The organism is Sphingobacterium faecale (assembly GCF_016746095.1).
Lineage (GTDB): Bacteria > Bacteroidota > Bacteroidia > Sphingobacteriales > Sphingobacteriaceae > Sphingobacterium > Sphingobacterium faecale.
In genome coordinates this window covers 132,601-156,237 of sequence record NZ_JAERTY010000013.1, presented here as the reverse complement: position 1 = coordinate 156,237, position 23,637 = coordinate 132,601, and the positions used below count along the sequence as shown (strand labels likewise).

26 protein-coding genes are annotated in these 23,637 nt (G+C 40.7%); 8 read left to right on the top strand and 18 right to left on the bottom strand.

What is annotated here, in order from left to right:
• Positions 1–6 precede the first annotated feature (6 nt).
• The gene (locus tag JKG61_RS20965; RefSeq protein WP_202104969.1) at positions 7–1,359 is read right to left on the bottom strand and encodes an IPT/TIG domain-containing protein; all 1,353 of its coding nucleotides are present in this window, start codon (positions 1,357–1,359) and stop codon (positions 7–9) included.
• A gap of 379 nt (positions 1,360–1,738) precedes the next feature.
• Between JKG61_RS20965 and JKG61_RS20960 the strand changes: the two genes are divergently transcribed.
• Complete coding sequence (locus tag JKG61_RS20960; protein WP_202104968.1) at positions 1,739–1,930, top strand: hypothetical protein; 192 nt, start codon at positions 1,739–1,741, stop codon at positions 1,928–1,930.
• A gap of 153 nt (positions 1,931–2,083) precedes the next feature.
• Here JKG61_RS20960 and JKG61_RS20955 read toward each other — a convergent pair whose 3' ends face one another.
• The 5 genes from JKG61_RS20955 to JKG61_RS20935 form a co-directional block, all read right to left on the bottom strand.
• Positions 2,084–2,569, bottom strand: a complete 486-nt coding sequence (locus JKG61_RS20955) for a hypothetical protein (RefSeq protein ID WP_202104967.1) — start codon at positions 2,567–2,569, stop codon at positions 2,084–2,086.
• A gap of 75 nt (positions 2,570–2,644) precedes the next feature.
• Positions 2,645–3,322, bottom strand: a complete 678-nt coding sequence (locus tag JKG61_RS20950; protein ID WP_317192428.1) for a CHAP domain-containing protein — start codon at positions 3,320–3,322, stop codon at positions 2,645–2,647.
• A gap of 287 nt (positions 3,323–3,609) precedes the next feature.
• Entirely contained in the window at positions 3,610–3,996 is a 387-nt protein-coding gene (locus tag JKG61_RS20945) for a hypothetical protein (protein WP_202104965.1), read from the bottom strand.
• A 111-nt stretch (positions 3,997–4,107) separates the two neighbouring features.
• Positions 4,108–4,740: a fibronectin type III domain-containing protein gene (locus JKG61_RS20940; protein ID WP_202104964.1), complete on the bottom strand. Its 633-nt coding sequence runs from the start codon at positions 4,738–4,740 to the stop codon at positions 4,108–4,110.
• Between the two features lie 708 nt (positions 4,741–5,448).
• Entirely contained in the window at positions 5,449–5,826 is a 378-nt protein-coding gene (locus JKG61_RS20935) for a helix-turn-helix domain-containing protein (protein WP_202104963.1), read from the bottom strand.
• 553 nt (positions 5,827–6,379) lie between these two features.
• On the opposite strand from JKG61_RS20935, the gene JKG61_RS20930 reads away from it, so the two are divergent.
• From JKG61_RS20930 to JKG61_RS20920, 3 genes are read left to right on the top strand one after another with little or no spacing between them, the layout of a single operon-like run.
• The gene (locus tag JKG61_RS20930) at positions 6,380–6,952 is read left to right on the top strand and encodes a Crp/Fnr family transcriptional regulator (RefSeq protein WP_202104962.1); all 573 of its coding nucleotides are present in this window, start codon (positions 6,380–6,382) and stop codon (positions 6,950–6,952) included.
• 42 nt (positions 6,953–6,994) lie between these two features.
• Positions 6,995–7,579 carry a zeta toxin family protein gene (locus tag JKG61_RS20925; protein ID WP_202104961.1) on the top strand — a complete coding sequence of 195 codons (585 nt, stop codon included), beginning with the start codon at positions 6,995–6,997 and terminating at the stop codon, positions 7,577–7,579.
• Positions 7,566–7,715 (top strand): hypothetical protein, encoded by a 150-nt coding sequence (locus tag JKG61_RS20920; protein ID WP_202104960.1) that lies wholly within the window; start codon positions 7,566–7,568, stop codon positions 7,713–7,715. The genes JKG61_RS20925 and JKG61_RS20920 overlap by 14 nt, the downstream gene beginning before the upstream one ends.
• Positions 7,716–7,817: 102 nt before the next feature.
• Here the strand turns inward: JKG61_RS20920 and JKG61_RS20915 are convergent, their stop codons facing one another.
• Complete coding sequence (locus tag JKG61_RS20915; RefSeq protein WP_202104959.1) at positions 7,818–8,057, bottom strand: hypothetical protein; 240 nt, start codon at positions 8,055–8,057, stop codon at positions 7,818–7,820.
• Positions 8,058–8,183: 126 nt separating this feature from the next.
• Here JKG61_RS20915 and JKG61_RS20910 point away from each other — a divergent pair, with 126 nt between their 5' ends.
• A complete protein-coding gene (locus JKG61_RS20910) occupies positions 8,184–8,786 on the top strand; it encodes an ATP-binding protein (protein WP_202104958.1) in 603 nt (200 codons plus the stop codon).
• Positions 8,787–8,816: 30 nt separating this feature from the next.
• Here the strand turns inward: JKG61_RS20910 and JKG61_RS20905 are convergent, their stop codons facing one another.
• Positions 8,817–9,092: a hypothetical protein gene (locus JKG61_RS20905; protein WP_202104957.1), complete on the bottom strand. Its 276-nt coding sequence runs from the start codon at positions 9,090–9,092 to the stop codon at positions 8,817–8,819.
• A 448-nt stretch (positions 9,093–9,540) separates the two neighbouring features.
• Here JKG61_RS20905 and JKG61_RS20900 point away from each other — a divergent pair, with 448 nt between their 5' ends.
• Positions 9,541–9,858: a hypothetical protein gene (locus JKG61_RS20900; protein WP_202104956.1), complete on the top strand. Its 318-nt coding sequence runs from the start codon at positions 9,541–9,543 to the stop codon at positions 9,856–9,858.
• A gap of 43 nt (positions 9,859–9,901) precedes the next feature.
• Here JKG61_RS20900 and JKG61_RS20895 read toward each other — a convergent pair whose 3' ends face one another.
• Genes JKG61_RS20895 through JKG61_RS20885 form a run of 3 tightly spaced genes read right to left on the bottom strand, consistent with a single transcriptional unit; the run spans position 9,902 to position 16,180 of the window.
• Positions 9,902–11,257 carry a RagB/SusD family nutrient uptake outer membrane protein gene (locus tag JKG61_RS20895; protein ID WP_202104955.1) on the bottom strand — a complete coding sequence of 452 codons (1,356 nt, stop codon included), beginning with the start codon at positions 11,255–11,257 and terminating at the stop codon, positions 9,902–9,904.
• Between the two features lie 10 nt (positions 11,258–11,267).
• The gene (locus JKG61_RS20890; protein ID WP_202104954.1) at positions 11,268–14,441 is read right to left on the bottom strand and encodes a SusC/RagA family TonB-linked outer membrane protein; all 3,174 of its coding nucleotides are present in this window, start codon (positions 14,439–14,441) and stop codon (positions 11,268–11,270) included.
• Positions 14,438–16,180 (bottom strand): thioredoxin domain-containing protein, encoded by a 1,743-nt coding sequence (locus JKG61_RS20885; protein ID WP_202104953.1) that lies wholly within the window; start codon positions 16,178–16,180, stop codon positions 14,438–14,440. The genes JKG61_RS20890 and JKG61_RS20885 overlap by 4 nt, the downstream gene beginning before the upstream one ends.
• A 715-nt stretch (positions 16,181–16,895) precedes the next feature.
• Here JKG61_RS20885 and JKG61_RS20880 point away from each other — a divergent pair.
• Positions 16,896–17,414: a hypothetical protein gene (locus JKG61_RS20880; RefSeq protein WP_202104952.1), complete on the top strand. Its 519-nt coding sequence runs from the start codon at positions 16,896–16,898 to the stop codon at positions 17,412–17,414.
• Between the two features lie 28 nt (positions 17,415–17,442).
• Positions 17,443–17,583, top strand: a complete 141-nt coding sequence (locus JKG61_RS20875; RefSeq protein WP_202104951.1) for a hypothetical protein — start codon at positions 17,443–17,445, stop codon at positions 17,581–17,583.
• 110 nt (positions 17,584–17,693) lie between these two features.
• Here JKG61_RS20875 and JKG61_RS20870 read toward each other — a convergent pair whose 3' ends face one another.
• The 7 genes from JKG61_RS20870 to JKG61_RS20840 form a co-directional block, all read right to left on the bottom strand.
• Positions 17,694–17,852 carry a transposase gene (locus JKG61_RS20870; RefSeq protein ID WP_202104950.1) on the bottom strand — a complete coding sequence of 53 codons (159 nt, stop codon included), beginning with the start codon at positions 17,850–17,852 and terminating at the stop codon, positions 17,694–17,696.
• A 267-nt stretch (positions 17,853–18,119) separates the two neighbouring features.
• On the bottom strand, positions 18,120–18,509 hold the full coding sequence (locus tag JKG61_RS20865) for a hypothetical protein (RefSeq protein WP_202104949.1): 390 nt from the start codon (positions 18,507–18,509) through the stop codon (positions 18,120–18,122).
• 144 nt (positions 18,510–18,653) lie between these two features.
• The gene (locus JKG61_RS20860) at positions 18,654–19,175 is read right to left on the bottom strand and encodes a hypothetical protein (RefSeq protein WP_202104948.1); all 522 of its coding nucleotides are present in this window, start codon (positions 19,173–19,175) and stop codon (positions 18,654–18,656) included.
• A 247-nt stretch (positions 19,176–19,422) separates the two neighbouring features.
• Positions 19,423–19,725, bottom strand: coding sequence for a hypothetical protein (locus JKG61_RS20855; protein WP_202104947.1), 303 nt, complete (start codon positions 19,723–19,725; stop codon positions 19,423–19,425).
• 419 nt (positions 19,726–20,144) lie between these two features.
• Positions 20,145–21,284 (bottom strand): TlpA disulfide reductase family protein, encoded by a 1,140-nt coding sequence (locus tag JKG61_RS20850; protein ID WP_202104946.1) that lies wholly within the window; start codon positions 21,282–21,284, stop codon positions 20,145–20,147.
• On the bottom strand, positions 21,284–22,828 hold the full coding sequence (locus JKG61_RS20845; protein WP_202104945.1) for a PKD-like family lipoprotein: 1,545 nt from the start codon (positions 22,826–22,828) through the stop codon (positions 21,284–21,286). The genes JKG61_RS20850 and JKG61_RS20845 overlap by 1 nt, the downstream gene beginning before the upstream one ends.
• 28 nt (positions 22,829–22,856) lie before the next feature.
• The gene (locus tag JKG61_RS20840) at positions 22,857–23,636 is read right to left on the bottom strand and encodes a DUF4843 domain-containing protein (RefSeq protein ID WP_202104944.1); all 780 of its coding nucleotides are present in this window, start codon (positions 23,634–23,636) and stop codon (positions 22,857–22,859) included.
• Between the last annotated feature and the right edge of the window lies 1 nt (position 23,637).

Below are 23,637 nucleotides of genomic sequence, written 5' to 3'. Positions count from 1 at the left end.
GGTTAATTATTCGATAACTAGTTTACGGATCCGCGAATTACCATAGTCGGCTATATATATTTCGCCCTGTTCATTGACCGCTACTCCCCAAGGTTCATTGAACATAGACTCTAACGGTCCACCGTCCCTATAACCTTTGACCTTAGGTTGGCCTGCTACGGTAGTGACAATCCCATCGGCTGATACCATACGGATACATTGGTTGCCCGAATCTGCGATAAACATATTTCCGGCATTATCAAACTTAATATCTTTAGGATAGTTAAATATCGCATCTTCGAGCGGTCCATCGCGATGGTCGCTACCACCTGTACCGTTTACACGACGGAATCCCTTACCGATATGCTCTGGACGCAAGTCTAGCACCATCAGTCCCTGACGATACTCAATAGGGCTGGCATTCGAGTGGAGCGTCATCCAGAGCTCCCACGGCTTAGCCGGATTGATCCCCTGTCCATACTGCGATCCATACGGCCATGTAGAGCCTGCTGCTTTTGATCCCTTGTGCACCAATGTTGCCTCGTACGTATCCGGATGTATTTTGATTACACTTCCATCGCGCGAGCGGCTATAGAGATAACCATCATAAGGACTAAAAGTAATAAAGTTCATGTACTGGTCTCCATTAGGGATTTCGTGAGCCTGCGCAAATTTTGCATTACGTTGACGTGGATACCATCCTTCAATAGGATCGAACGAGAAAAACGTTTCGACAACAGATTCATGCGAGACGGTCATTACTCCCGTAGCCCTGTCGACTGTAATTCCATTCGCATAAGGGTAAGGCTTATCTTTAACCTGATACATAGCCGTAACCAGATTTTCCTTTTCACTGACCCTTCCAACACCAAACACGGCGTTATCTTTACCGTCCCGCCACGTCATAAATAGATTACCCTCGGCATCCAGTTCCAGATATTTAGCACATACGCGCGCCTGATCAAGCGTGCCGGCAATAAATTCCCTAGAACCTGTTCCAGTCACAGTAGTTACCTGTGCCTGTACCGTATAGGCGAATGTATTATCATATACGACAGAATCCTTTCCAATGACCACCGATATCGCAGGATCATCTCCAGGTAGACGTGGAACAATAGCATAAATACGATCACCACTTGATGATACTACTGCCGCTTTCGCATTATTAAAATACACTTTGATCTTGCTGGGATCCGAACCGAAGTTCTCACCACTTAATAAGATTTTGTCCTTTGCCCCACCCTCGGTAGGATAAAAAGAAGTCAGCACGACCGGCTTATTCGGGTCATGCACACTTTGTTTTGCTGCTTCATTCTCTTTACAACCGAAGAAAAACAGCAAAGAAAACAAAGGAATCATGAATAGGATATGTGTTTTCATAACATATGATGGGTTAATTACGTTTACAACAGGTTCTTAATGAATATTCGAATATAATGCTGAAAAACAAACAAAACAAATATTTTTAAAACAAAAAGAAACAAAACAAAATAATACAACTGAAATTTGAAAGAATTAAAAACATACTACACAAGTTAATACCGGCCTACGGTCTTTTATTAAAACGATGCAAAACTAGCCAATACCCCTGCACAAACCGTCAAAAAGGCAATTATGTTATCATTAATCTTGTGTTAACTTTATATTAACAAGAGATTCCGGAAGACTCCAAAAAGAAAGCAGCTCTTACTACCATAAAAATCACAAAAAAACAAATGAAACCTTTTTATGTAACAAAGCTATTGATTTACTAAAGTTAGTGCAGCCTGACTTACCCAATGTTCCCAAAGCCGCCGAGGTCAGTGCACAGGGAATCGCTTTAGGCGAAATGAACAAAATCCTATTGGAGAAAATAGAAGAGCTTACCTTATACATTATACAGCAGGACAAGCGTATTGAATACTTAGAGCAGATTGTGACGACAAATGATATCAAAAAAGAAAACCGTTAAATCTTTAGTCTTCCACAAACTACAAGAAGCAATCCATTCACAACAGATTGCTTCTTGCCGTAAATAAAAACACTATTTAAAACGAAACGCATAACGCATACCCAGTACGACCTTAGGCGTACCGTTAGATTTCGGCAACCAACCTGTGGGCCATTACGGAGTATTGGGTTTCCTCCAAAATATTGAGAAAGCGACACGCCTGTATTTAAGCCAACAGTATACACCTCCCAAAAGCAGCACTCCTGCAATAATAAGAGTCCATCTACTATCTTTTACCTTACGATAATATGTCTTCCACAGGCTAAGCGTTTCTTCGGTGGTAGTCTCTATTCGAGTGCTATCAACAACTGCATGCTGCATTTGTACATTTAGATTATTTTCACGTATAGACAGTATTCCCTGCTTTGCATACAATCCACTATCGGGATGATAATAGAAGACACTATCTGTACTAAAGAACCAACGCCTTCCGGTACTGTCCCATTGATGGGAGTACGTTGCCTGCCGGCTTTGCGTCCCCGTATATTGGTGCTGTATCATTGACTCTTGAAGGGATGTCTTTTCTTTTACCGTACGGCAATTTGAGAACGTGGAGATTACCAAAAGAGAGATGGGGAGTATGATAGTTATGTTTTTCATGGTTGTTGAAATTAAAAGTTATGGAGTTATCGTGTTAACAAGTTATCAAGTATGCTAGTTAACAGTATCACAAGTTCACTGGTTAACTTTGTTGACCCATTCCGCTACAGCATATACTGTCCTTAGGTGCCGCCGCCTTGATTCGACCCGATCGTTGCTATTGCCTTCGATGCTGATCAGGTATCCGTTTGAGATCTCCTTTACTATGCCTACGTGATTGATTCTTTTGGCAGCACTACCATAGATCCCAAATACATCGGCTGCCTGAGCTTTATCTGTAGCAATCTGTCTGGCCTTCGGGAATAGCGCTGGGCTCCATGGGTTACGTGGAACAGGCAAACCTGCCTGACCGTAGCAAAAGCTTACAAAGGCTGCACACCACTCGTATCCTTTACCAAGGTTGGTATAGCGCAAGTACTCCTCCACACGCTTACCATCGTTATTGCCAGTAGCTTCACGAACACCAAGTTCTTTTGAAGCAATTGCTATTATTAAGTTTCTTTTGTCCTCATTGGCAGACTGCCTAGGCACTTTCCCTTGATAGAAAGTGCCACAAAGATCAAGACTGTTTAGCCTATCTTCATCACGGCTTCGCAAAGCTACAGAGGCGGTTCCCAAGATCCCCTGCCCTCCTGTCCCCGCCTTCGACTGGGACTCCTGAACTAGTGCAAAATGTACAGAACTGCTATTTGTAGCTTTACGGCCTTTGACTCCATATGCTAAAAGGTCGTCCTTAAAAGCTAAATACTTCACAGGCGACATTAATTTTGGTTGTAAGGGACAACAACTAGCACTAGCCGAATAAGATGGCCTAGGTTGCGCAAGGCGTAAAGAATTGTTGATTATTTCTGAGGCGCAATCAGACTTGTTTGATCCCGATTTATCGGGAGAGTTTGTCTTATTGCCAGAAATAAGAGAACAATTTAGCCGAGCAACCAAGCCTTGATTTTTTTGTTTCGTTTTTTCATCAAGGAAAAAATGAAAATCCCTCACTTGATAAAGGGGATAAAAATCGTTTACTACTGATGATTTGAACACATCTAGAACACCACTACCATCACCATTATCACTGCATAAAGCAGTAAAAAGAAAACTCCAAAATAAATAATACATTGTTGCCATGATGTCAATTGATTAAAATGTTGACCGAACTGTTTACGAAATGATTTAAAGGGATGCCACAGCATCTCCTGCAGCCATATACTGATATAGATAGCAAGCCATCCCAGCAGCAGTCCAAAGATCGCTAAGGTCAGTGTACCGAAATCCAGTATACCGATGGCCGGATCAATAAGCTGTAGTATGACCGATACGCCTACCCAGCCGATGAGCAGAAAGAGAAAACCGAAGAACAGCTTCTCCCCGAGCGTAAGTTCTCCCCGCCAGCCCTGGGCCAGCCATGAAGAGTTGGTTGATATTGTTGTCATGTTATAAGAAAGTTATGTAGTTGTCAAGTGAACGAATTATCCAGTAGTAATAATAGCGTGATAGGGGGCGAATACGCATATCCGCCCTTCCTATAATCAGTCATTGATGATTTACCTTGCTTTCAGAGAGAAGATATCCGACCAATCTCCGATACCCTTTTTATTGCGCGCACGTACGCGCAGGTAGTAGGTCGTATCAGGCACCGTCGGCGCATACATATTGCTTCGACTGCTACCCGTCTGGAAAGTTTCTTTCCATATCGGAACACCATCTTCATCTACACCATCTGCAATCTGGTATTCGTAAATCAATGCCTCCTTCTGTGGTTTGAATTTGATATCCATCTGATTCTGCTGCTTACCGTCGGTCAACATTACTCCTGTCGCCCTGTTCGGCACCTGCGCCTCCTTTGGATCAGCTTCAAGCTGTAGACCTGAGCTCAACAGCTTGGAGCGTGAACCACCCGACATCTTATTGACATAAAAAGCGATGTCCCTCAAGCTAGCAGCCAATACACCTTTGGCATCATTCTTCTCGGAAATCTGTAACAGACTTCCCCCTCTACTTGCCACCTGCCATTTTTCTCTAAAGTCAATCATCTGCAGACTTAGTTCCGTCAGCTCGATGGGTAGATCCGTAAAAATAACATGATCCGTAAGGCAGTCCAATACTTTCCCTACCAGGGTGTTCAACTCATCATCTTTGAACCCCGAATAATCCAGCAATACTCTTTTTGTACGCATAATTGTAATTGTTTTAGGGAATATCCCTTGTTAGTAAATTAATGAACACCGGTCGCCGCGGCCGACCTTATGACACAAACCTATCTCGGATTACTCCTAAAAAACCAAACTGAGACGAACTGAGAGAAGCCGGCATTCAAACTGATAATGCACAGGCCATATTGAGAGGAACAAGGTACTGTACTGAGAATATCTACCTTCAACTTTACACACTTTGCGGGACGGTGCCCCAAAAAGGGAACCCTTATCGCGGACAACCATTCCCTTTTTTACAACAAGTGATCCCTTTTTACAAACAAGTGATCCCTTGTTAAGAAAAAGGTGTCACTTATCGGCAATTAACATCCCCTATTTAGTAAAAAGGAGCACCTTATTACCAAAACCATTTCCCTTTGTATGAAATTGCGTTCCCTTTTTAGTAACAACCGAACACATTTTTAAAAATAGGTGTCCCTTTTATAATAAAAGGGACACCTATTTATCAATTAGATACACCTTATTCACAAATAGCAGTTCCTATTTGAGAACAAGCTTTCCCTTTTTAATAACAAGTGCTCCCTTATTACGGAATACCATCCCATTTGTCTCGAAATGGGTTCACTTTTTTCCAACAAGGGACTCCTTCTCTCGGAAAAGGGTTCACTATTTTAGAAAAAGCGAACCCTTTTCTGCTAAAAGCAATCACTGATTATCAAGAACGGATCCCTTCTAGCCATCTTTCATTCTATTTTTAAGTTTCTTAAAGGTCCAGGCTCCTTTTTCATGAGCCGGAATATGCTTCATTACTTCCTCCACATCACTATATAGGTAGTAAGGCCTATTGCCCACCTTATTGACCGGATGGATCAGTACATCTTTAATATTGCGGTAAAATGTAGCCTGCGACACTTCAAAATAATCTATGACCTCACTGACTGTTAGGTGTCTGGGTAACACCTCCGGCTTTTGAACCGGTACCACAGGCTGTGGTTCGGTATTATTATCTGCTACCGGGTATAAATACCCCTTTAAAAACTCATTCTGCTGGCTCAACAGAAAATTCGTTTGACTCTGTTGATCAATAATATGTTGCAACATCTCTTTCATAATAATAACAATGACATGCACAGTCAAAGTCCGGCCATAGCTACTATGCAGTTAAAACAAAAACTAGATTTATAAATTATTAATTGGTTGGGATCACTCCCTATCATCCTATATCGTGTGCCGCATCCTCCTCGGCAAAAAAAAACACACTGCTTTCTATATAACTTTTTAATTTTAAAATAGTTTTGATCAATTAATATTATGAACATCTATCTTAATTTATTAACTTAGTAAAAACATCACTGGATCTGTCCGATTATAGCTGTTCCGTTTTATCCAAGCCCACCCCTTATTACAGATCCTTTTATATCACTTTTATGGTTACATATCATCGATACATTACTGTTTATACCCGACCGCATCAGTGGTTTCGGCTATTGGTATCCTTTGCGATGTGTGGTCCATATTACAACCGTCCGCTCACCTTCGGTGTCTCTGGGGCATAGTTGCCATTGGTCAACTCTGCCCGACATTCCTTCCTATCATCCTTCTCCCTACCGAGCAGAAAGTCCGCTCTACGGGAGATTTATTGAAATAACGAAAACTGCACATTATGCAACAGGATCTGAGTTACCAATTTCTAAAAGGTGTTTTGAGCCGCTACAAAATACCGAGCGAAGATCTTTTGGAGGCGATACTCCACAAGAGCCGCGTCAAAAGCTACGAAGACAAAGAAGTATTGCTCCGATCGGGCGAGATCTATACCAAGATCGTACTGCTACAGGATGGCAAAGCCATTGCATTGGAAAAATTACAGCAAAAAAAACACTTGGACTGGATATGGAGCCCGACCGATTTTATCATCCATGCCAGCAGCCTACTACAAGAGCGGATCAGCGATGTGGACATCGTATTCCCTGTAGCAAGTACCACACTGGAGATCGACCTGATCGACCTGTTTCGGATACGGGAACAATTTCCCGAGATCAACTACTATTTCAACCGGTTCCTGGCCCAAAAGAACAGTAAACTGAAAAAGCACATCCGCTGGATCAAGCGAACCGGTGCCAAAGAAAGAGTGGCACAGTTTAGGGACGACCACAAGGACATCTATTACGTCATCACAGACGAGCAAAAAGCCAGCTATCTGAAAATGGGTTTACGCTGGTTTCAGAAGAATAAGTAGTTGCAGTTTCAAAACAACATTTTTATTGGTAAGTTTGTAAAAATGCAGGACAGAAAGCTTTATATAATAGCAGGTTGTAATGGAGCTGGAAAAACGACAGCTTCGTTTACAATTTTACCTGAAATTCTAGATTGTAAAGAGTTTGTAAATGCTGATGAGATTGCAAAAGGTTTATCCCCCTTCCAACCGGAAAAAGTTTCGTTTGAGGCAGGTCGGATCATGTTAAATAGAATTAAAGAGTTACTTTCTGAAAATGAAAATTTCGCATTCGAAACTACACTATCGACCCGAAGTTACAAACATACAGTAGCTACAGCAAAAGAAAAGGGCTATCGGGTAACATTACTGTTCTTTTGGCTTCAAAATATTGAATTAGCCAAAGAAAGAGTTAAGACAAGGGTTGCTGAAGGAGGACATAATATTGAACCTAATGTGATAGAGAGAAGATATATCAAAGGAATCAAAAATCTATTTGACATTTATCTTCCGATTGTTGACGGAGCTCTAATTTTCGATAATTCTGAGGGGCACCACGAACTATTAGCAGACAAACAAGTAGATGACCTGCTGAATGTTATCAATGATGAGAAGTTTAATCTTTTAAAACATTACTATGACAACTATTGAAGTACAGATAGAGGAGAAGATCAAAATCCTAAAAGGACTCGAAAAAGTATATGAAAAGCTTATAGAGTTTAAAAAGGCCAAAAACAGCGAGCTTGTGATAATTCGCGACAAGAAAATCGTAAAAATAAAGCCTTAATCAAACCTATAACGAACTGTAGCATCTATATGATCTTGGTATTGTCCCACCATTTGCCAAGTCTTTATGCAGTTAAATCATAACTTACCAAGAAATCGGTAACTAAAACCGCTCCTCATCCCGATAGCGCGTATAATTATTAAAATTCTGTTTGGTCCATTTCGTCAGGTGGTAGCCTTTGCACACCTTACAGTAGTAGATGCGTCGTTGCGCCTGCTTGCCCTGGCGGTGCTTGACCCGCCGCCCGTCGATCTTATTGCGGACCAAAGCACCAGTAAAGTGTAAGAAATAAATCAACATCCCCCTATTATTGCTGATACAAAACAGCGATACACAAGTCAAAATGTAGTTTTAAAACAACAATTTATAGTTATATTTGCAGTATACAAACTGCAATATGGAAATGATATTAGTCTGCAAATTACATCAACAATAAGACCACTACCTTTATTTACTAAATATCTACGATTGGGGTATCTCCCGATATTTACCGAGGGTGAGAATGAATATCTACCGAAACTCGAACAAGTAATAGATGCTGTGGTAGATACAGACCTAGCTTACATAGCATCATACAATGCTGGTACCGCTGTGAAGGTCAAAAGATTATTAGCTGTAATTGCTGAATCAGCTCCCTTCAAACCCAACATATCTGCTCTTGCAGCTAAAATGGACATTTCTAGAGACCGTATATTGGAATATATATACCAACTTCGTGATGCCGGGCTTCTAAATGTCCTGTCTGCACAGGGCAAAGGTATATCCCGTTTACAAAAGCCGGACAAGCTATTCTTAGAAAACACCAACCTTTCGTATGCTATCCACCCAGAACCTAATCAAGGAAATATTAGGGAGACTTTTTTACTGAATCAATTACTCAATGCCGGACTGGAAGTTTCCGAACCACAGGTAGGTGATTTTCTTGTCAAAGATATCCATATTGAAGTAGGGGGTAAAAACAAGGGGATAAAACAGGTTAAAAACACCGATAATTACCTTATTGCAGCAGATGGGATAGAGACTGGTTTCGGCACAAAGATTCCGCTATGGCTATTCGGATTTTTGTACTAGCGTTTCTCTGTTCAAACAAAAAGCAAGTAGTCAAAACCGCTCCTCATCCCGATAGCGCGTATAATTATTAAAATTCTGTTTGGTCCATTTCGTCAGGTGGTAGCCTTTGCACACCTTACAGTAGTAGATACGTCGTTGCGCCTGCTTGCCCTGGCGGTGCTTGACCCGCCGCCCGTCGATCTTATTCCGGATCAAAGCGGACCACTTGTGTTTGAGCATCGTCCATTGCGCCTCCAACTTGTTGGGAAAGGATACCTTACCTGTACCCCTACATTTTTTAAACTTAGGTCTGTCCATTTCATCCATAATAAAAACATTTTAAAGCGCTTACAACTTTTAATGGTCACTATAGCCTAAGATAACCTACAGAAGATATTAAAGCAAAAAGACATTCCATATTTTCAAAAACTTACGAATTAATTCGTACGAAAAGTGCAAAAGACATACTGTTTGAGCTTTTATTCATCGCATTTGCGAATTAACACATCTAAAAAAGATGCTTATCTTCTATAGCTTAGCCCTATGATACATCGAAATCAAAAAAACGCCTATGCGGTAAGAGAGAAATTTGCACTATTTCGGGCAAACCGTAAAGTAAAGGCATAATGGAGATCCACCATCGGCAGATAGTGACTCCGCAGACATATAAAATACTGTCTCCCATGGAGACGAGATTAGACTTTTAACAAAATAGTAAACTGTGCTTTTTTTTACCGTGTTTTTTTTCCGTCCGTGCGAAATAAAAACCTGACAAATGAAAATCATACAATTTATCAAAAAAAACATTTTTGCTGTTGCACTTACAGCTACTTTAACAGGCTTTGGCATGTACGCCATTGCAGATGGTTTAAAATCTGATGTTCAAGCAGAGTATTGGTTCCTTATGGACGCAGCGGGTACCACACCATTACCCGGTGAGGTGAATGAAATCGATTTGCCGTGTCCTGATGATAATGAAATACCGGACTGCGCTAGGAAATACTTAGACTCCCAGACAACGGGTACAGGTGCATCACGTACCGTCATTACTTCAGAAATAGGCAATCACAAAGATTTCCGTACGAGAGAATAAACCAAAGAGGTTGTCCGAAAGGTCGAACAACCTCTTCCTTTTATCAACGGGGATTCTGAGGAATCCCTGTCATTTGGATCACAGTAGGTGGGATCGGGAATATGTATTTTAAACTATTCGGTTCCAACGTATACACCTTTCCCAAAACCGTCTTTGAAAGCACCTTCTCTGTCGCTTTCTCCATATTCAAACGCTTCAGATCATACCAACGCACACCGTTCAAAAAAAGTTCCTTACGGCGTTCAGACAACACATAGTTCAACGCTTCAGACTGCGATAGTCCTTCAGGTGATTGATACCCTTCTATTCGAGACTCCAACAACTTGCTTAATGTATTAAGCCCCTGCTCAACTTGATTCATTCTTACCTCACATTCAGCCTTTATCAAAAAACACTCTGACAACTTAATGCCCACAAAAGGATAAAGTGAGCCGTCGTAACTCCCTTTGTAGTTCGCTTCCTCACCTACGCTGTTAAAAAACAGCTGACGACGGTAATCATTTACGCTGTATGAACGGAATAATTCAGGATCTGTTTTAAAGCGAGAAGACGAAAAAATATAAGATGTATTTGCTATCGCATGAAAAAGCACCTCCGAACCAAACCGTTTGAACGGATAACTACCATCTGTCACCGTGCTAAAATCCATTAATGAATAATGGGGACTAGATAACGCTAAATCCGCATACGTTGCAGCCTCTTTCCATTGCCTTATAGTAAGGTACACCCTAGCCAAGAGACTATGTATGGCAGCTTTACCCGGTCGTGTTTTTACAGCATCATGATCATCCACTAAGTCAGCAGCTTCCAATAGATCCATTAAGATTATTTTATAATTCTCCTCTACAGACATCCGTACCGTCTTTGCGATGATATCGGTTTCGAGTCTCATCGGTACCCCCATATCTGTGGCCGACTTATCTTTATCAAACTGCGGGGCAAACATTAGCACCTGTCTCCAATGCTGCCAAGCTCTAAAAAAAAGGGCTTGTCCTTTAAGACGTTTGTATAGGAGTGGATCTTGATCAGGATCCAACTTGGACAATCCTTCCAAAACATTATTTGCCTGAAAAATGATCCTGTACGCGACAGACCAATTAGCATCTAACAGTTTTGTCTCATATATTTGATCCAGCCATAGATACGCATTTTTATAGTCAGGATAATTCCCCATCGCATTCCAAACCTGATCCGTCAAATAGCCGTCATCGGCCTGCATCTCGTCTACGATAGGTATAGACCGGTTCATTAAATCCGTATAATCCAGCAAGGCCTGCATATCCGCAAGCGTCTCTGGAACAACTAGTTTTTTGTCCGGTTTGACGTCCAAAAAATCTCCTGTACAGGATAGAACCAAAAAGTACAAGATCATCCCCAAAATATAATGTTGTTTAATCATAACTGTATCTTTAAAATTTAATATCCAAGCCTAAGACATAACTACGCATAGCAGAATAATCGGACAGCACATACTCCGGATCTATGTTCATTTTATTGGCGGTCCACATCAAACCTACATTATCCACATATCCGAAAACCGTTACCCCCCTGAACGCCTGTCTCATTTTTCCGGAAAAAGTATAACTGAGACGAACATCCTTCAGGCGGATATGATCGGCTCTCTTAAGGAGTACATCTGCATATTGGTATACAAAATCCCGCATGGGTGTTATCGAAGGATCAGGTCTGGAAGGTATGTCGGTATGGAGTTCATCCCCTTCCTTCTGCCATCTGTCTAGATAATCCAAATGCCCTCTACCTCTTGAAAAAAGATCGGTGTAGTTGATTGTGGGCTGCCTAAACCAATGCCCAAATTTATAGTTCAAACCTATACTTAGCTGAAAATCATTATAGCTTAGTTCGGTAAGAACCGATCCAAAATGACGGGGCAATATCGCTCCTCCATATTTAATATCCTCCTTGACCAATTTCGTGTAGAAATTACCATAATCCTTCCAAGGCTCACCCCCCAAAAGGACTCTTGGATCTCCGTTTTCAGAATCGAGCCCTCCCCAAGCCAGTACATATTCTGAAAATCTAGATCGCCCTTCCATAGGCGCATTAAATGCTGAAAAATAGGCAGACAGGTGATTTTCAAAATCATACTTCACGATCCTATCCGTGCTAAAGCTGTAATTAACAGTTGTGGACCAATCGAGTTTATTCCATTTTTTATGATAATTCAAATTCAGGTCTACTCCTCGCCCCTTCATGCGGGCGTTATTGCCGATAAAAGTATTTCGACCACCTACAGAAAACCCAACCGTAGGATCCAGAGGTGATTCTCCGATCAAGTCTTTGGCATCTTTCCAATAAAAATCCAGACTACCCGACAGGCGATTATCCTTAATTTTAAAATCTAAGCCCAGATTGACCGTACTTATTTTCTCCCATCTCAAATCTGCATTCGGAGGTGTGAGCAATTGTATATACGACTGTTGGGTTAAACTAGATACACTATAATAGCCCGTACTGTAAGCCGTTAATGAACGGTTTACATTTCCACTCAGCCCATAAGTCGTGCGGATCTTGATGTACGGTAATTGTTTCAGATCATACCAGGGCTCATTGCTAAGATTCCAGCTTAGTCCCGATGACCACAATGGCACGCCTTTTTGATTGGTACGTACTCCAAAAATATTCGAAGCATCCTTGCGCGCACTTACTGACAGCATGTAGCGGCCTTTCAAATCATACCCTACATTGCCATAATACGACACAAAACGATCTATTTTTCCATTTAAAAAGGACGTATTCGGGATTTTTCCTTCATAGTTCTGCGGATTCATCATATAATAACCTTGATAATCCACGGAACTAAATGTTAACAGATTGTCATTATAACCATATAGACGATTTCCATCGGCGTCATACCGTCCTTTTCTCCATTCTGCGCCTAATATCCCTGCCAGGCTATGCTCGCCCCATTGCCTATTAAGAGACGTCTGTCCTCTTCCTGAATGGGTTGTTCTCACCTGTCGTCGCTGATCAAGTATACCGCCCAATGGCACAGGATAAATAAATCGAGTATCATCTTTCTGTGCAAACCTATTGATCAGATCCCGTGTGGCATACAGGTCTTGATCCTGCATACTCCTATCATCGAGTGACTGCCGATCGTACTGATAATGTACTTCTATATCGAGACCTTGTATCAAGGCATAGCGAAGCGTATTATTGATCCGTATATCATTATTCTCAACCCTATTCTTTTGGTTTTTCAAATCCTCTAAGGGATAGAATGCCCAATCGGGATATCCCTCTGCCCTTCGCTCATGTATATAGCGCTGTCGGTAATCCTTCCATAACATAGAGGAATTACCTTGTTCATCTTGCAAGCGCTGATAAGGTGGCGCAATCGCCATTGCACCATATAGGTTCTGTACGACATAACTATCATACGTATTCTTAGCCGTGACATAGGAAAAAGTATTGTGATAAGTCAATTTTGGTATTATATTAAACTGACTGGATAGTGATAGATCTACCCGTTTATCACCCATGTGTTTTATCTCCGAACGATTTTTGTCAAATCCGGCAGAAAAAGAATACGCTAGGCGATCGCTGCCTGCACGAATATTTAAGGCCGACTGAAGATCCCCTCGCTGTCTATAAACATGGCGTGACAGTTCGTCTCTGAAATCCAACTGTTTCAACAGGTTCAATTGAGATTCTAGCTCGTCTGCTGTTATAGCATTTTCCCGTTGGCTGATCAACAGTTCGATTACAGGAGACAGCACCGGATAGGTTAGATCACGCTCTTTATCCGCATAGTACCCATTACCAAAAAGATAACGCTCCACATCGATATATGGCTCCGAAGGCAAGTAATTTTTATTAGCACGTAAATCAGGTTTTTCAGTTATGCTGTAGTAATTTTTAAAATCTACCGCCGTCCGCTGACCTATCCGAGCCTGCTTAGTCCTCAGTACCACCACCCCGTTTCCGGCCCTTGCTCCCCATATCGAGGCTGCGGCTGCATCTTTAAGGATAGTCACCGATTCAATATCGTTGGGATTGATCTGTTTTAAATCACCTTCGTAGGGAAAATTATCCAATATGATGAGCGGCCGATCCTCAGAGTTGATTGTACTCTGCCCCCGCACATAAAACGATGATGAGCCCGTAGGCCGCTTGTCAAACAATAGCCCAGTAGCCCGATCCTCAAGCCGGCTCATTATATCTGCACTGCTGCGCCGCTCCAAAGACTTATTATCGACCAATACGAAAGACCCCGTCTGCCTCTCTTTCGTCAATCCCTGGTAACCGGTGAACACCTGTACCTCTTCAATAAACTGACTATAGGACGTGAGCGTGAATATCAATGGGGTATTAGCATCGATGACAAATACTTCCGTACGGTATCCTACTTTTGATATCCTTATAGAGTCAACCTCGGCCGGTAGGTTGAATTGTCCATCACTATCCGTTCTTATATTTATTTTATTAGGGTAGATCAACAGATTGGCACCCCTCAGAAGTACCCCTTGTTCATCCCTCACCGTCCCTATGCGTATAGATTGAGCCTGTATATACTGTGCAAAAACAAACAGCAGAAATACAATAATTATAGAATTTCTCATTCAATATCTCCTTTCTTTGTTTTGATATCGGACAACACCAACATGTCAACTTCACGATGCTCCTGAACCAGTTCAAATCCCTTTTCTTCTAGGTGCTTACGTTGTTTCTCAAAATCTTCCATTTCTGTAAACAGCTGTATATCTACACGTTCAGTAATATCAGTCTCATCCAGGATCGGCAATGGCAACATGTTAAAATGACGCTTCATTGCGGAAACAAAGGAAGACAGTGGATAGGCACGCATATCAATCACGCCACCGTGTGCTTCCGCCTCTTGCTGTGCACCTGTGGAGGCATAAGGAATAGCTTTCCCATTCGGACGCAGTACCCAACATGGGCGCTTTATTTTTGCGACCTCTCCCTTGATACCATACAACGCACCGAAAAATCGGTTAAGATCGGCTAACATAAGTTCGGGAGCCTGCCCCTGCATATTTGGAGGCAATAACAATTCGTAGGAGAAAAAATGCTTCCGATTTTCCGGATAAAAAGAGCTCAGCGTCTTAAGGCTATCTATGAGATCAGATTGTATCAACATCCTGTTTGTTGTAATAAGATCTGCGTTTACTAATTCGGCAAAGCGCACGTACATTAGATACGCCGACATGTTCGTTAATGTTATTTTATTCCCATTCCCTCCTCCTATCCGTAGGCTGTTGTCATAAATTCCATCCAAGTATCTCGTAAATAACGAATGATATAGCATGTCTCCAGCATTGCCACCATTATCGGATAGAAGTAGCGGCTTGCTGATTTTAAAATCGCCATTGTATACCTTCTCCGGCAGCTCAGTAATACGACCGTCCAACACGTCCTTTACAATATCTTTGGTCACATATACATATTCCGTAATCGCAAATACTTTTCCGTCTTTGATCCATATCTCTTGCGGCGCGCTATATGTCGGAAATAGCTTCAGAAAGATATCTGCCCCCACAATGGTCTCCCAGATATCGCCTTCTCTGCGCGCCATAAATCGCTCTACATCCGATTTAGCTTGCGGAGTCAGAAAGAGAGGTAGCATCTTTCCATCAGTCGCCTTTGATACGGCTCTAACATGAGGCATCTCACGAAGACACACCGCACAGGAAGTCGACCATACATCGATAATGATAAGGGGTGTATCTCTATAGTCAGCAAGACGTATCTGCTTCGCCCCATCTTTATGATAGAGCACATCCAAAGGAAGGTTCCATAGCTCTTCGGGCACGACCTCCCCTACCCTTATCCTCTTCTGTAGAGCAGGAGGCAGGGAGACCTTTTGCTGTTCGACCGCAGTATTACTGCCAACCTGATTCACAGTCCCCCCATCGGCAACCGAGCATACCTCATAAACGAGTATTCGCTCAGTTTGCCTTTGAGTGCCTGCCTCCAAACCGACGGGCATTTGATCCACAAAATTAATACGGGGCACAGCCCCATGCTGGGACTGCGCCATAGCGCCAGTCCCTAGCAAATTGGGCACACTAAACAACACACAGAATATTATTGTAATGGCTTTAGGCCATAGGCTGTAAGCAGTACGCCCCACTCTCCCATCATTGCACCAAGTTTCGTCACTGCGATACCGCCCAAGCGGGAGAAGCAGTCTATGGCACAACCTGCTTTTATTTTGTTCTATTGGGTAACTAGAAAGATCTTGATAACTTGTTAACATGTTAACTCGTTCATCCGCCAGTGGTCGGACACACCTCTGTCCAAAGGGCAGTCCTATCCCACCCCTAAAAAATTGTCTCATTTTTAAAGTAATTTTAGCAACCTAAAATGGCACACCTAGTATCGTTACTGGTTACTCATTACTAGTCACTAGTTCTTGTTTTAAATAAAAAATTAACTGAATGAAATCGAGGAAATGCCTTAACGTTTATAATTGGAATCTTAGGTTTTCTAATTGGCACATACAACGATCTAAGTCATGACAATGACTAAGCTTTTCCAAACTATTCGGGTGCTTTAATAATATTTTTGTACTGTTGTTTTTTACAGACACGGTGCCTGTTAATAAGAAAAGCACCAAAAACATTACATTTCTGTAATATTATTAAGTGCTTAACTCCTCTAATCTTTTTTCCCATAATTCGTGTATTTCAACGAACCTGAAAGATTAAAGATGGATTGGCTCCTTGCTCATCTTTCTGTAACGAAGGTCCTGACAGAGACCCTACTCATCGTCTGAGGTCGATTTTCGTGATGTAACACAGTGGATAAAGCAAGCGCCAATCCCACCTCAGAAAATAATATTTTCAAAGATAGGATAAATTGACGCATTACTCACTCGCGTTACTAATAAACTGTCAGGTTTCGTTACGAGGTTCGTTTTTAATCTATTTATCTAAACTTCTATATCAATTACTTATGTTCATAAAAAATCATTAAACAAATATAAATAAAATAATTAAAAAAAGGAATTAATTTTCCCTTTTTCAATCCATTATAAATATTCCTTTGTTAACATGGGAACTTATGATGCGAATATCGCAAAGATTAATATTGTTAATTATTTTAGAAAATGTGGCTTAACTATAGATGCTTTTGCAAATATAATAGGTATATCTGACCGGTGGTTTAAATCCGTAAGTTCCTTAAAAAATGATTATGTCTTTGATGTAGATACAGTAATTAAAGCAGCAAGCTTCTTTTCGGTAGAATTTAGAAAATTTACTTCTTCGACTTGTGTACCTCCTGATAATTTAAGAGAATTACTTCAAAAAAAACATGCCAAAAACCTTGAATTCTCGAAAGCTCTAAATGATACACCATCCTTGCCGTTTATAATTGACAACATCTTAATTCACGATGCTAATTTCTTAAATGAACCGGAGTTAGAACTAAAGCACATTAAAGCTATAATAAGGACATATTATCCAAAAATAAACTTCAGCAATCTTTCCATCACAATACAAAATTCAGGATTCATAAAGCACTGGCCACATCCGACAAAGAAGAATACAAACCTATACGCTAAGAAATAATGCATTGCTTGGAGTACAGCTCTCAAAAATGACTGTATCGATAAAAGTCTATATCGAGGCTGGCTGGCTGGCTAAAACTTCAACAAAAAACACAGAAGAAGGCTTCCTTTCCTATTACATCATTACGGAAAATGGTAAAAGGATTATAGAATCCGAAAGCAAGGGATAAACAAATACCTTTAAATTATACAGCCCAATCTTGTGAAAGATTGGGCTAGATATATAATAATCTTCTTAATCGTTAGCCCTCTAATTGATATTGTCTGAAAGTATCTTTCGCTAATAATTGTTAATCCAATTGATTAAGATCTTCGTATTGGGGAGTCCGTACTTTTTTGCAGTTTGTTCTGCTGATAGATTTTTATAGAGCACTAACTCTACTAATTTCTCTTTAAATTCATCTTCGAATTCAAAACCTGATAAGGCTTGTTCATTCATGTTTCCTTTACGTTTTTAACCATAACTGTAAAGCTAAGACGTGTAGGACCGTTGGAGATTGTTTGGCCAATTAGCCCTATATTTCCATTGAAATGCTTTTCAACAAAGCCTAGCATACCGCCTAAAAACTGCTTATAATTCAGATCTACTACCATCATCCGAGCACTCAGCCCATCTACGGTTGTAGCACTACCATCCGCATCACGGTACTAAGAGGATAACACAAGATAATCCCGCTGTTCTTCAGACCATGGCTCTGAAGAACAGCTATTTTCTAAAAATCATAACCAAGGCCCAGCACATGAAGATATATGAAAAAATAAGCAGAGATAGAGCAAGAGCCCGTTTTTTTTGTATCTCAGACTTACTCATTGCCTTATATCTCCTTTCCAAGCCTTCACTTCTGATCATCTGTTTGAGTGGTTTTTCTAAGCCAAATAAAAGAAATGACAAATGAACCAGCAAAACAACCATGTATATACTAACATCGTTGCTAATTCCTGTCCATTTAGCAATCAAACTATAAATGACCATATCAATATACGCTACCTTGAATAAAAAAAAGACAACCGTAGCAGGAATAACCCGATCATTTTTTTTCTTTCCTACAAACCATTTCGTCATCACGAAATCCGGTTGCAATATTTTCTTTACCATATATTTGAATTCCTTCCTACAGCCGAATCTATCTTACCGCTAAAATCAAAAAAATAATCCCCAACTCCTTATAAGGCTATTCCTTTCAGAACAACAGGAGCAGCGTAAATAGTAGCAACCACTCCTCCGACCAATAGTCCTGCATTAACAAAGGTATGTGCATCCCAGGTATCTGTACCAAAGCTCATAACCAATTAGCCCTGCAGTCAACATAGCTCCTGCCACGCCCGCTTTACTTGCGAACTTACCAACACCATTCGAGAAAGATTTGCCTTTCTGAAATATCTCTCCGGCTTTCCATTTCGTCACCTTGGATAATTCATAAACTAGACGATATTTAGTCGAATTAGGTATCTTGGAGTAAGCTTCTCCGGCAAAGCCAATTATCCCTATATTTCCATTGAAATGCTTTTCAACAAAGCCTAGCATACCGCCTAAAAAATGCTTATAATTCAGATCTACTACCATCATCCGAGCACTCACTCCGTCTACGGTTGTAGCGCTACCATCCGCATTAGGGTACCAAGAGGATAACACAATATAATCATGTTGGCCCTTCGAACGTGGCTCTGACAAAGATAAGCGTTGATCTTGATTAAATGCTCTTTCTCCAGCAATAAAATCTGATGAAAAGCCAAACATCCCCCAGCTGCCATGACAATCCATGTAAGCTGCTCAAAACTGGAAAACATCTACATTACTACCGAAAAAAGAATAACCGCTATTTTCACTCCACGTACCTCCATAAGAAGAATTCCACAGTCCCCTTATTGCTGCTTCAACGGGTCGTTGTTTATCTCCTAAAGGGTCGTTGAGCATAATGAGATTGTTCAACGCATATTGATACGGACTGATAAATACATTTTATTCGGCACGGATATCTACCTCTATGAAACGCCCCAGTGCCGCATCGTCAATTGCGATAATGGGTCTTGTAACAGTCTGGAAGATCGCTAATATCATTCTGCCATTCCGACCCACGATTATAGAGATTTTTGTTAGCCTGTGCAGGCACCACACTGTCCGGCATGACTAGACCAAACGGATAATATCCATTATCCTGACGAATGACAGCCACTCCATTGTCCTCTTCAAAACTCACCCAGACGTTCCCCTGATAATCGGTCAGCATATATTCGTGATTCAGTGTGCCTCCTGTATTTCGGCCCCGTCCCTCGACCATCGCAAAGTGGGAAAGAACACTATTTTCATACACAAATCCCCGACTACAATAGCAAACGAAGTACTTAAAAAGATAATTTTGATTTCATATATCCACTACATTTACCATGGCGATGCTATAGTACAGGACTTCGGTTTGTTTGGTAATCTCGTTCCGTACCTGCGACTTTAATATATATTTTCTGTGCGTCGGATCGAGGGTTTGCCTAGAACTTTCTTCAGATTATCTTCGACGAGCCTTTCGGGGTTCCAAATCAAGATGCCCCCCTTGCTGTGAGCTAACACTTCCTACTTTAATAACGTGTTTGGCACACGCTCCCTAGAGTTTTTGACCATGTTGGGCAGGCCAAAAAAACAAGCCTTGATTTCTCAAGGCTTACTTTCGCTTTTCTCAAGTTTTTAATTCCTAACCCTCCTCCAAAAACGCTATCAGAGACATGTACTAGCGGCTAGCTATCTCTGGAATACCTCTTTAAGCTTTGCTGCCAATGATTCTCCGCTTAAACTAACGGCAATTATTTTACCTTGAGGGTCTATTAAAAAGGTCTGCGGAACCCCTCTCACGGCATACAATTTAGCGACCTCATTATCCCATCCCTTCAAATCGCTAACATGTACCCATGGTAATTTATCCTTTTCTATAGCATTAACCCATGCTTGTTTCTTCCCAGGATAATCTAATGATACACCTAAAATTTCAAATGAATCACCAGCATAGCGATCATACAATTTCACCAGATTAGGGTTTTCAGCACGACATGGAGCACACCAACTGGCCCAAAAATCTAACAAAACATATTTGCCACGAAAACCGGAAAGACGTACAGGTTTATCATTAACATCGTTTTGAACAAAATCAGGTGCCATTACACCCACAATTATATTTCCGGCAATATCTATTCGTTCTTTTAGTTTTCTACCAGCCGTGGTGTTCTTCAGCGTACTATCCAAATTATCAAACACTTTATGCACAGCTCGATAGTCCACCGATTGCACCGACAAATCAATAAGAGACTGTAGGCTAAAGTAAGAACTAGGGTGATGAGCTGCATATTCCAACATAAGCTGCTTTCTTTGCCCCCTTGCATCTCTAGTACGCTCCGAGCGTTCAAACCAAAAACGTTCCTGCTCCTCCTTACTCATATTTCTCCATTTAAAATCTAACTCGTCCAAAACATCGTCAGCAGGCTTCAATACAGCCATAAAATTTTGGTAATCGGCATTCAACTTACTGCCATTGAACTTAGCATACTTCATAGAATCCCGCACCACAATCTGAATAGGTTCTTCGCTAAGATATAAATGCACTCTATCCGGACGCGTTTGTTTATTTTGATCAGCCTTTCTGATCCAAGTCAACGTAGCTCTTGTATTGATACTCCACTTCTGCTCTACCAAGATTTTCTTGTCCTTAATCATTATGGTATCTATAACGCGGGCATTCACATCACTATACGAAAGGACAACTTTATCCCCTTTACCTGCATTTTTGAATGTTGCTTGCAACTTTGCAGTACGTACTTGCGCAGAACAAAACATGACACTTACAAGCATCATAGACAACATTCCACTTACATATTTATATTTCATCATTATCGTTCTCTTATTTCTATATCAATTATTTTACCTAAACCTTCAAATTCGGCATTTCGCACCAACGGTTGGCCTAAAGCTGGCGCCGTATATAACTCCAGGACCCCCGTTTCATCCGCACCTTTATCTACGTTACGCGCAACAAATAGTTTAAAAGCTTTTTCTCTTTCCCAAAGTGCATAAGGATTCCAACCGACTAAAGGGAAATACTTCATAACAGCAATTTTATCGTTTGGATAATTCAATGCTACCTTCGGACTTAGATTAGGTTGACTATAGTCGAATTGATAAACTGTATGGTCCGTTGCGTAAAACAAATAAGGTAACACGGGGTGAAAAGCGAAATGATTAATAGTGCTGGTCGTTGCAATAGGAATTTCCATATAATATTGTTGCGTGTTAACAGCATTTTCACCTAATCGCATACCATACATATAAAATTTCTTGTCTATAGGGTCCTTTAGTACAGCAAAAGTTAACCCATTGGAGGTAGATTCTACATGTACCATATCTCTTCCCGTCAAAGTTGGAAAATAGTTTGTATTTGAAAATTTAATAGGTGTTGGAAATTCATTTTTGTCAATCAGCTCTAAAAATTGCTTGTTTGTTTCATCGTATATCAATATGGTATGCCCATAAGGAAAATATCCTGCCAAACTATTGGGTATAGGCATACCGATATGTTTAGAAGCTTTAAATTCGTCCCGACCGTTAACAAAATTAATCGGAAACTCAAAAAGCGAGCCGCCCAATGTGGTATTTCGCGCGTATAGTTGGTTCTTTTCATTAACAAGTACCTCTCTACGCCTGTCAAAACTAAATGTTGTCGAGTTCATTCCCTTGATGGAAACTTTTTCAGGCACTTCACCAAACGCCCACTTCATATCTTGAGCCTCACTTGTTAATAGATTTTTATTCAACCCATATGTACCTTTCTCCGCTACATAATAGGTTGTCGAGCCACTTTGAAGATTATAATTAAAGAATATAGCATATGGTTTGCCCCAATCGTAATCCTCATTCTTCCAGATATCATAGGCAATTTTATATTCTTTTTCACTTACACTCGCAATAACATCTAATCGTCCTTTACCACCATCATCACAGAGTACCATGTACCCCTCATTGGTAATCGTACGAACTAACACAAAAAATGTCACCCCCCAACTCGTTTCCTCAACCTTATCGGTGACCTTAAGATAACCTTTATATTCCCCTGCTGGTAATGTTACGGGATATTTCAACTGAGGATCCGTACTGATGACATAATCTATCGAGTCAACCGTTTGATCACCCGAGCTTTTAATCAATTTCCACTCGTAGTTATATCGATTTTTATCCTCAACGTCTGCAGCTTGAATCAGCGGATTTATTTTTAACGTGTCTATAAACGAGAATACCTCATACGGTATTTTTTGTTCAACACCTCCGATCCCCACCTCATTGATCTCTTTATAGTCGTAATTTCCTTTGTCTTTAAGACAGGAAGACAGAAGAGCTACAACAGCGATGGGGTATAATATACTTGAAATAAAAATTTTCATAATTTGAACTTAATTCTAATTTATTAAACTACCGTTTAGAGTCAGGGCCCATCTGCATGGGGGTTATATCATCCGCTTCATAATAGGTTTCCCCATTCTTCTTCTGCTCCTCTAGCCATCGGTGTACTTTAACTCCACAAAATCGCAAATAGCCTTCCGAAAAAGTAGGATCAGAAACCACGTCGCCAACCCACTTCTCCCGATCAATCCCCATCAACTCACAGATAAGGATTTGCTTTTTCAAAGACCACTTACCAAATACCCTATCACCAAATACGAGCCACCACCTCGGCTTGGGAAAGTTTTCATTCATTTTAATAACACGTTGAACATCTAACAAACGTCTATTTCCTAGGCTATCTTCTAGTTTTCTGGAGTATAAAAATTTAAACTCATCCGTTTCGACAAGCTGAACGGTTAACCAACGGTTTTCCTCATGTAAAATGGGGTTTCTTAACACATCAATTTCGATCATTGTAGACGCTTTCCCCTTGGGTAACACATATTCCAAAGGAAACTGCTGGTAGTCTACCCCTATTTTCGCTTGGTATAAGTCACTTGGATCATCTTTAACTTTTACATAAAATGTCCGATCATAATCTGCCACATGCCCAATGAGTTTAACATTAAGTTTCACTTTCTGTGTCTTGATCTCATTATTTTTTAATCCCCAACTTACATTAACGGTGTCTAAAAACATTTCCCGTGTATCGAAAAACAGCCCATCGCCATCCGTATATGTTAATAATTCCTTTTTCGTGCAGCCCAATAGGCATAGCGCTACAACAAGATATAATAGTCTTTTCATG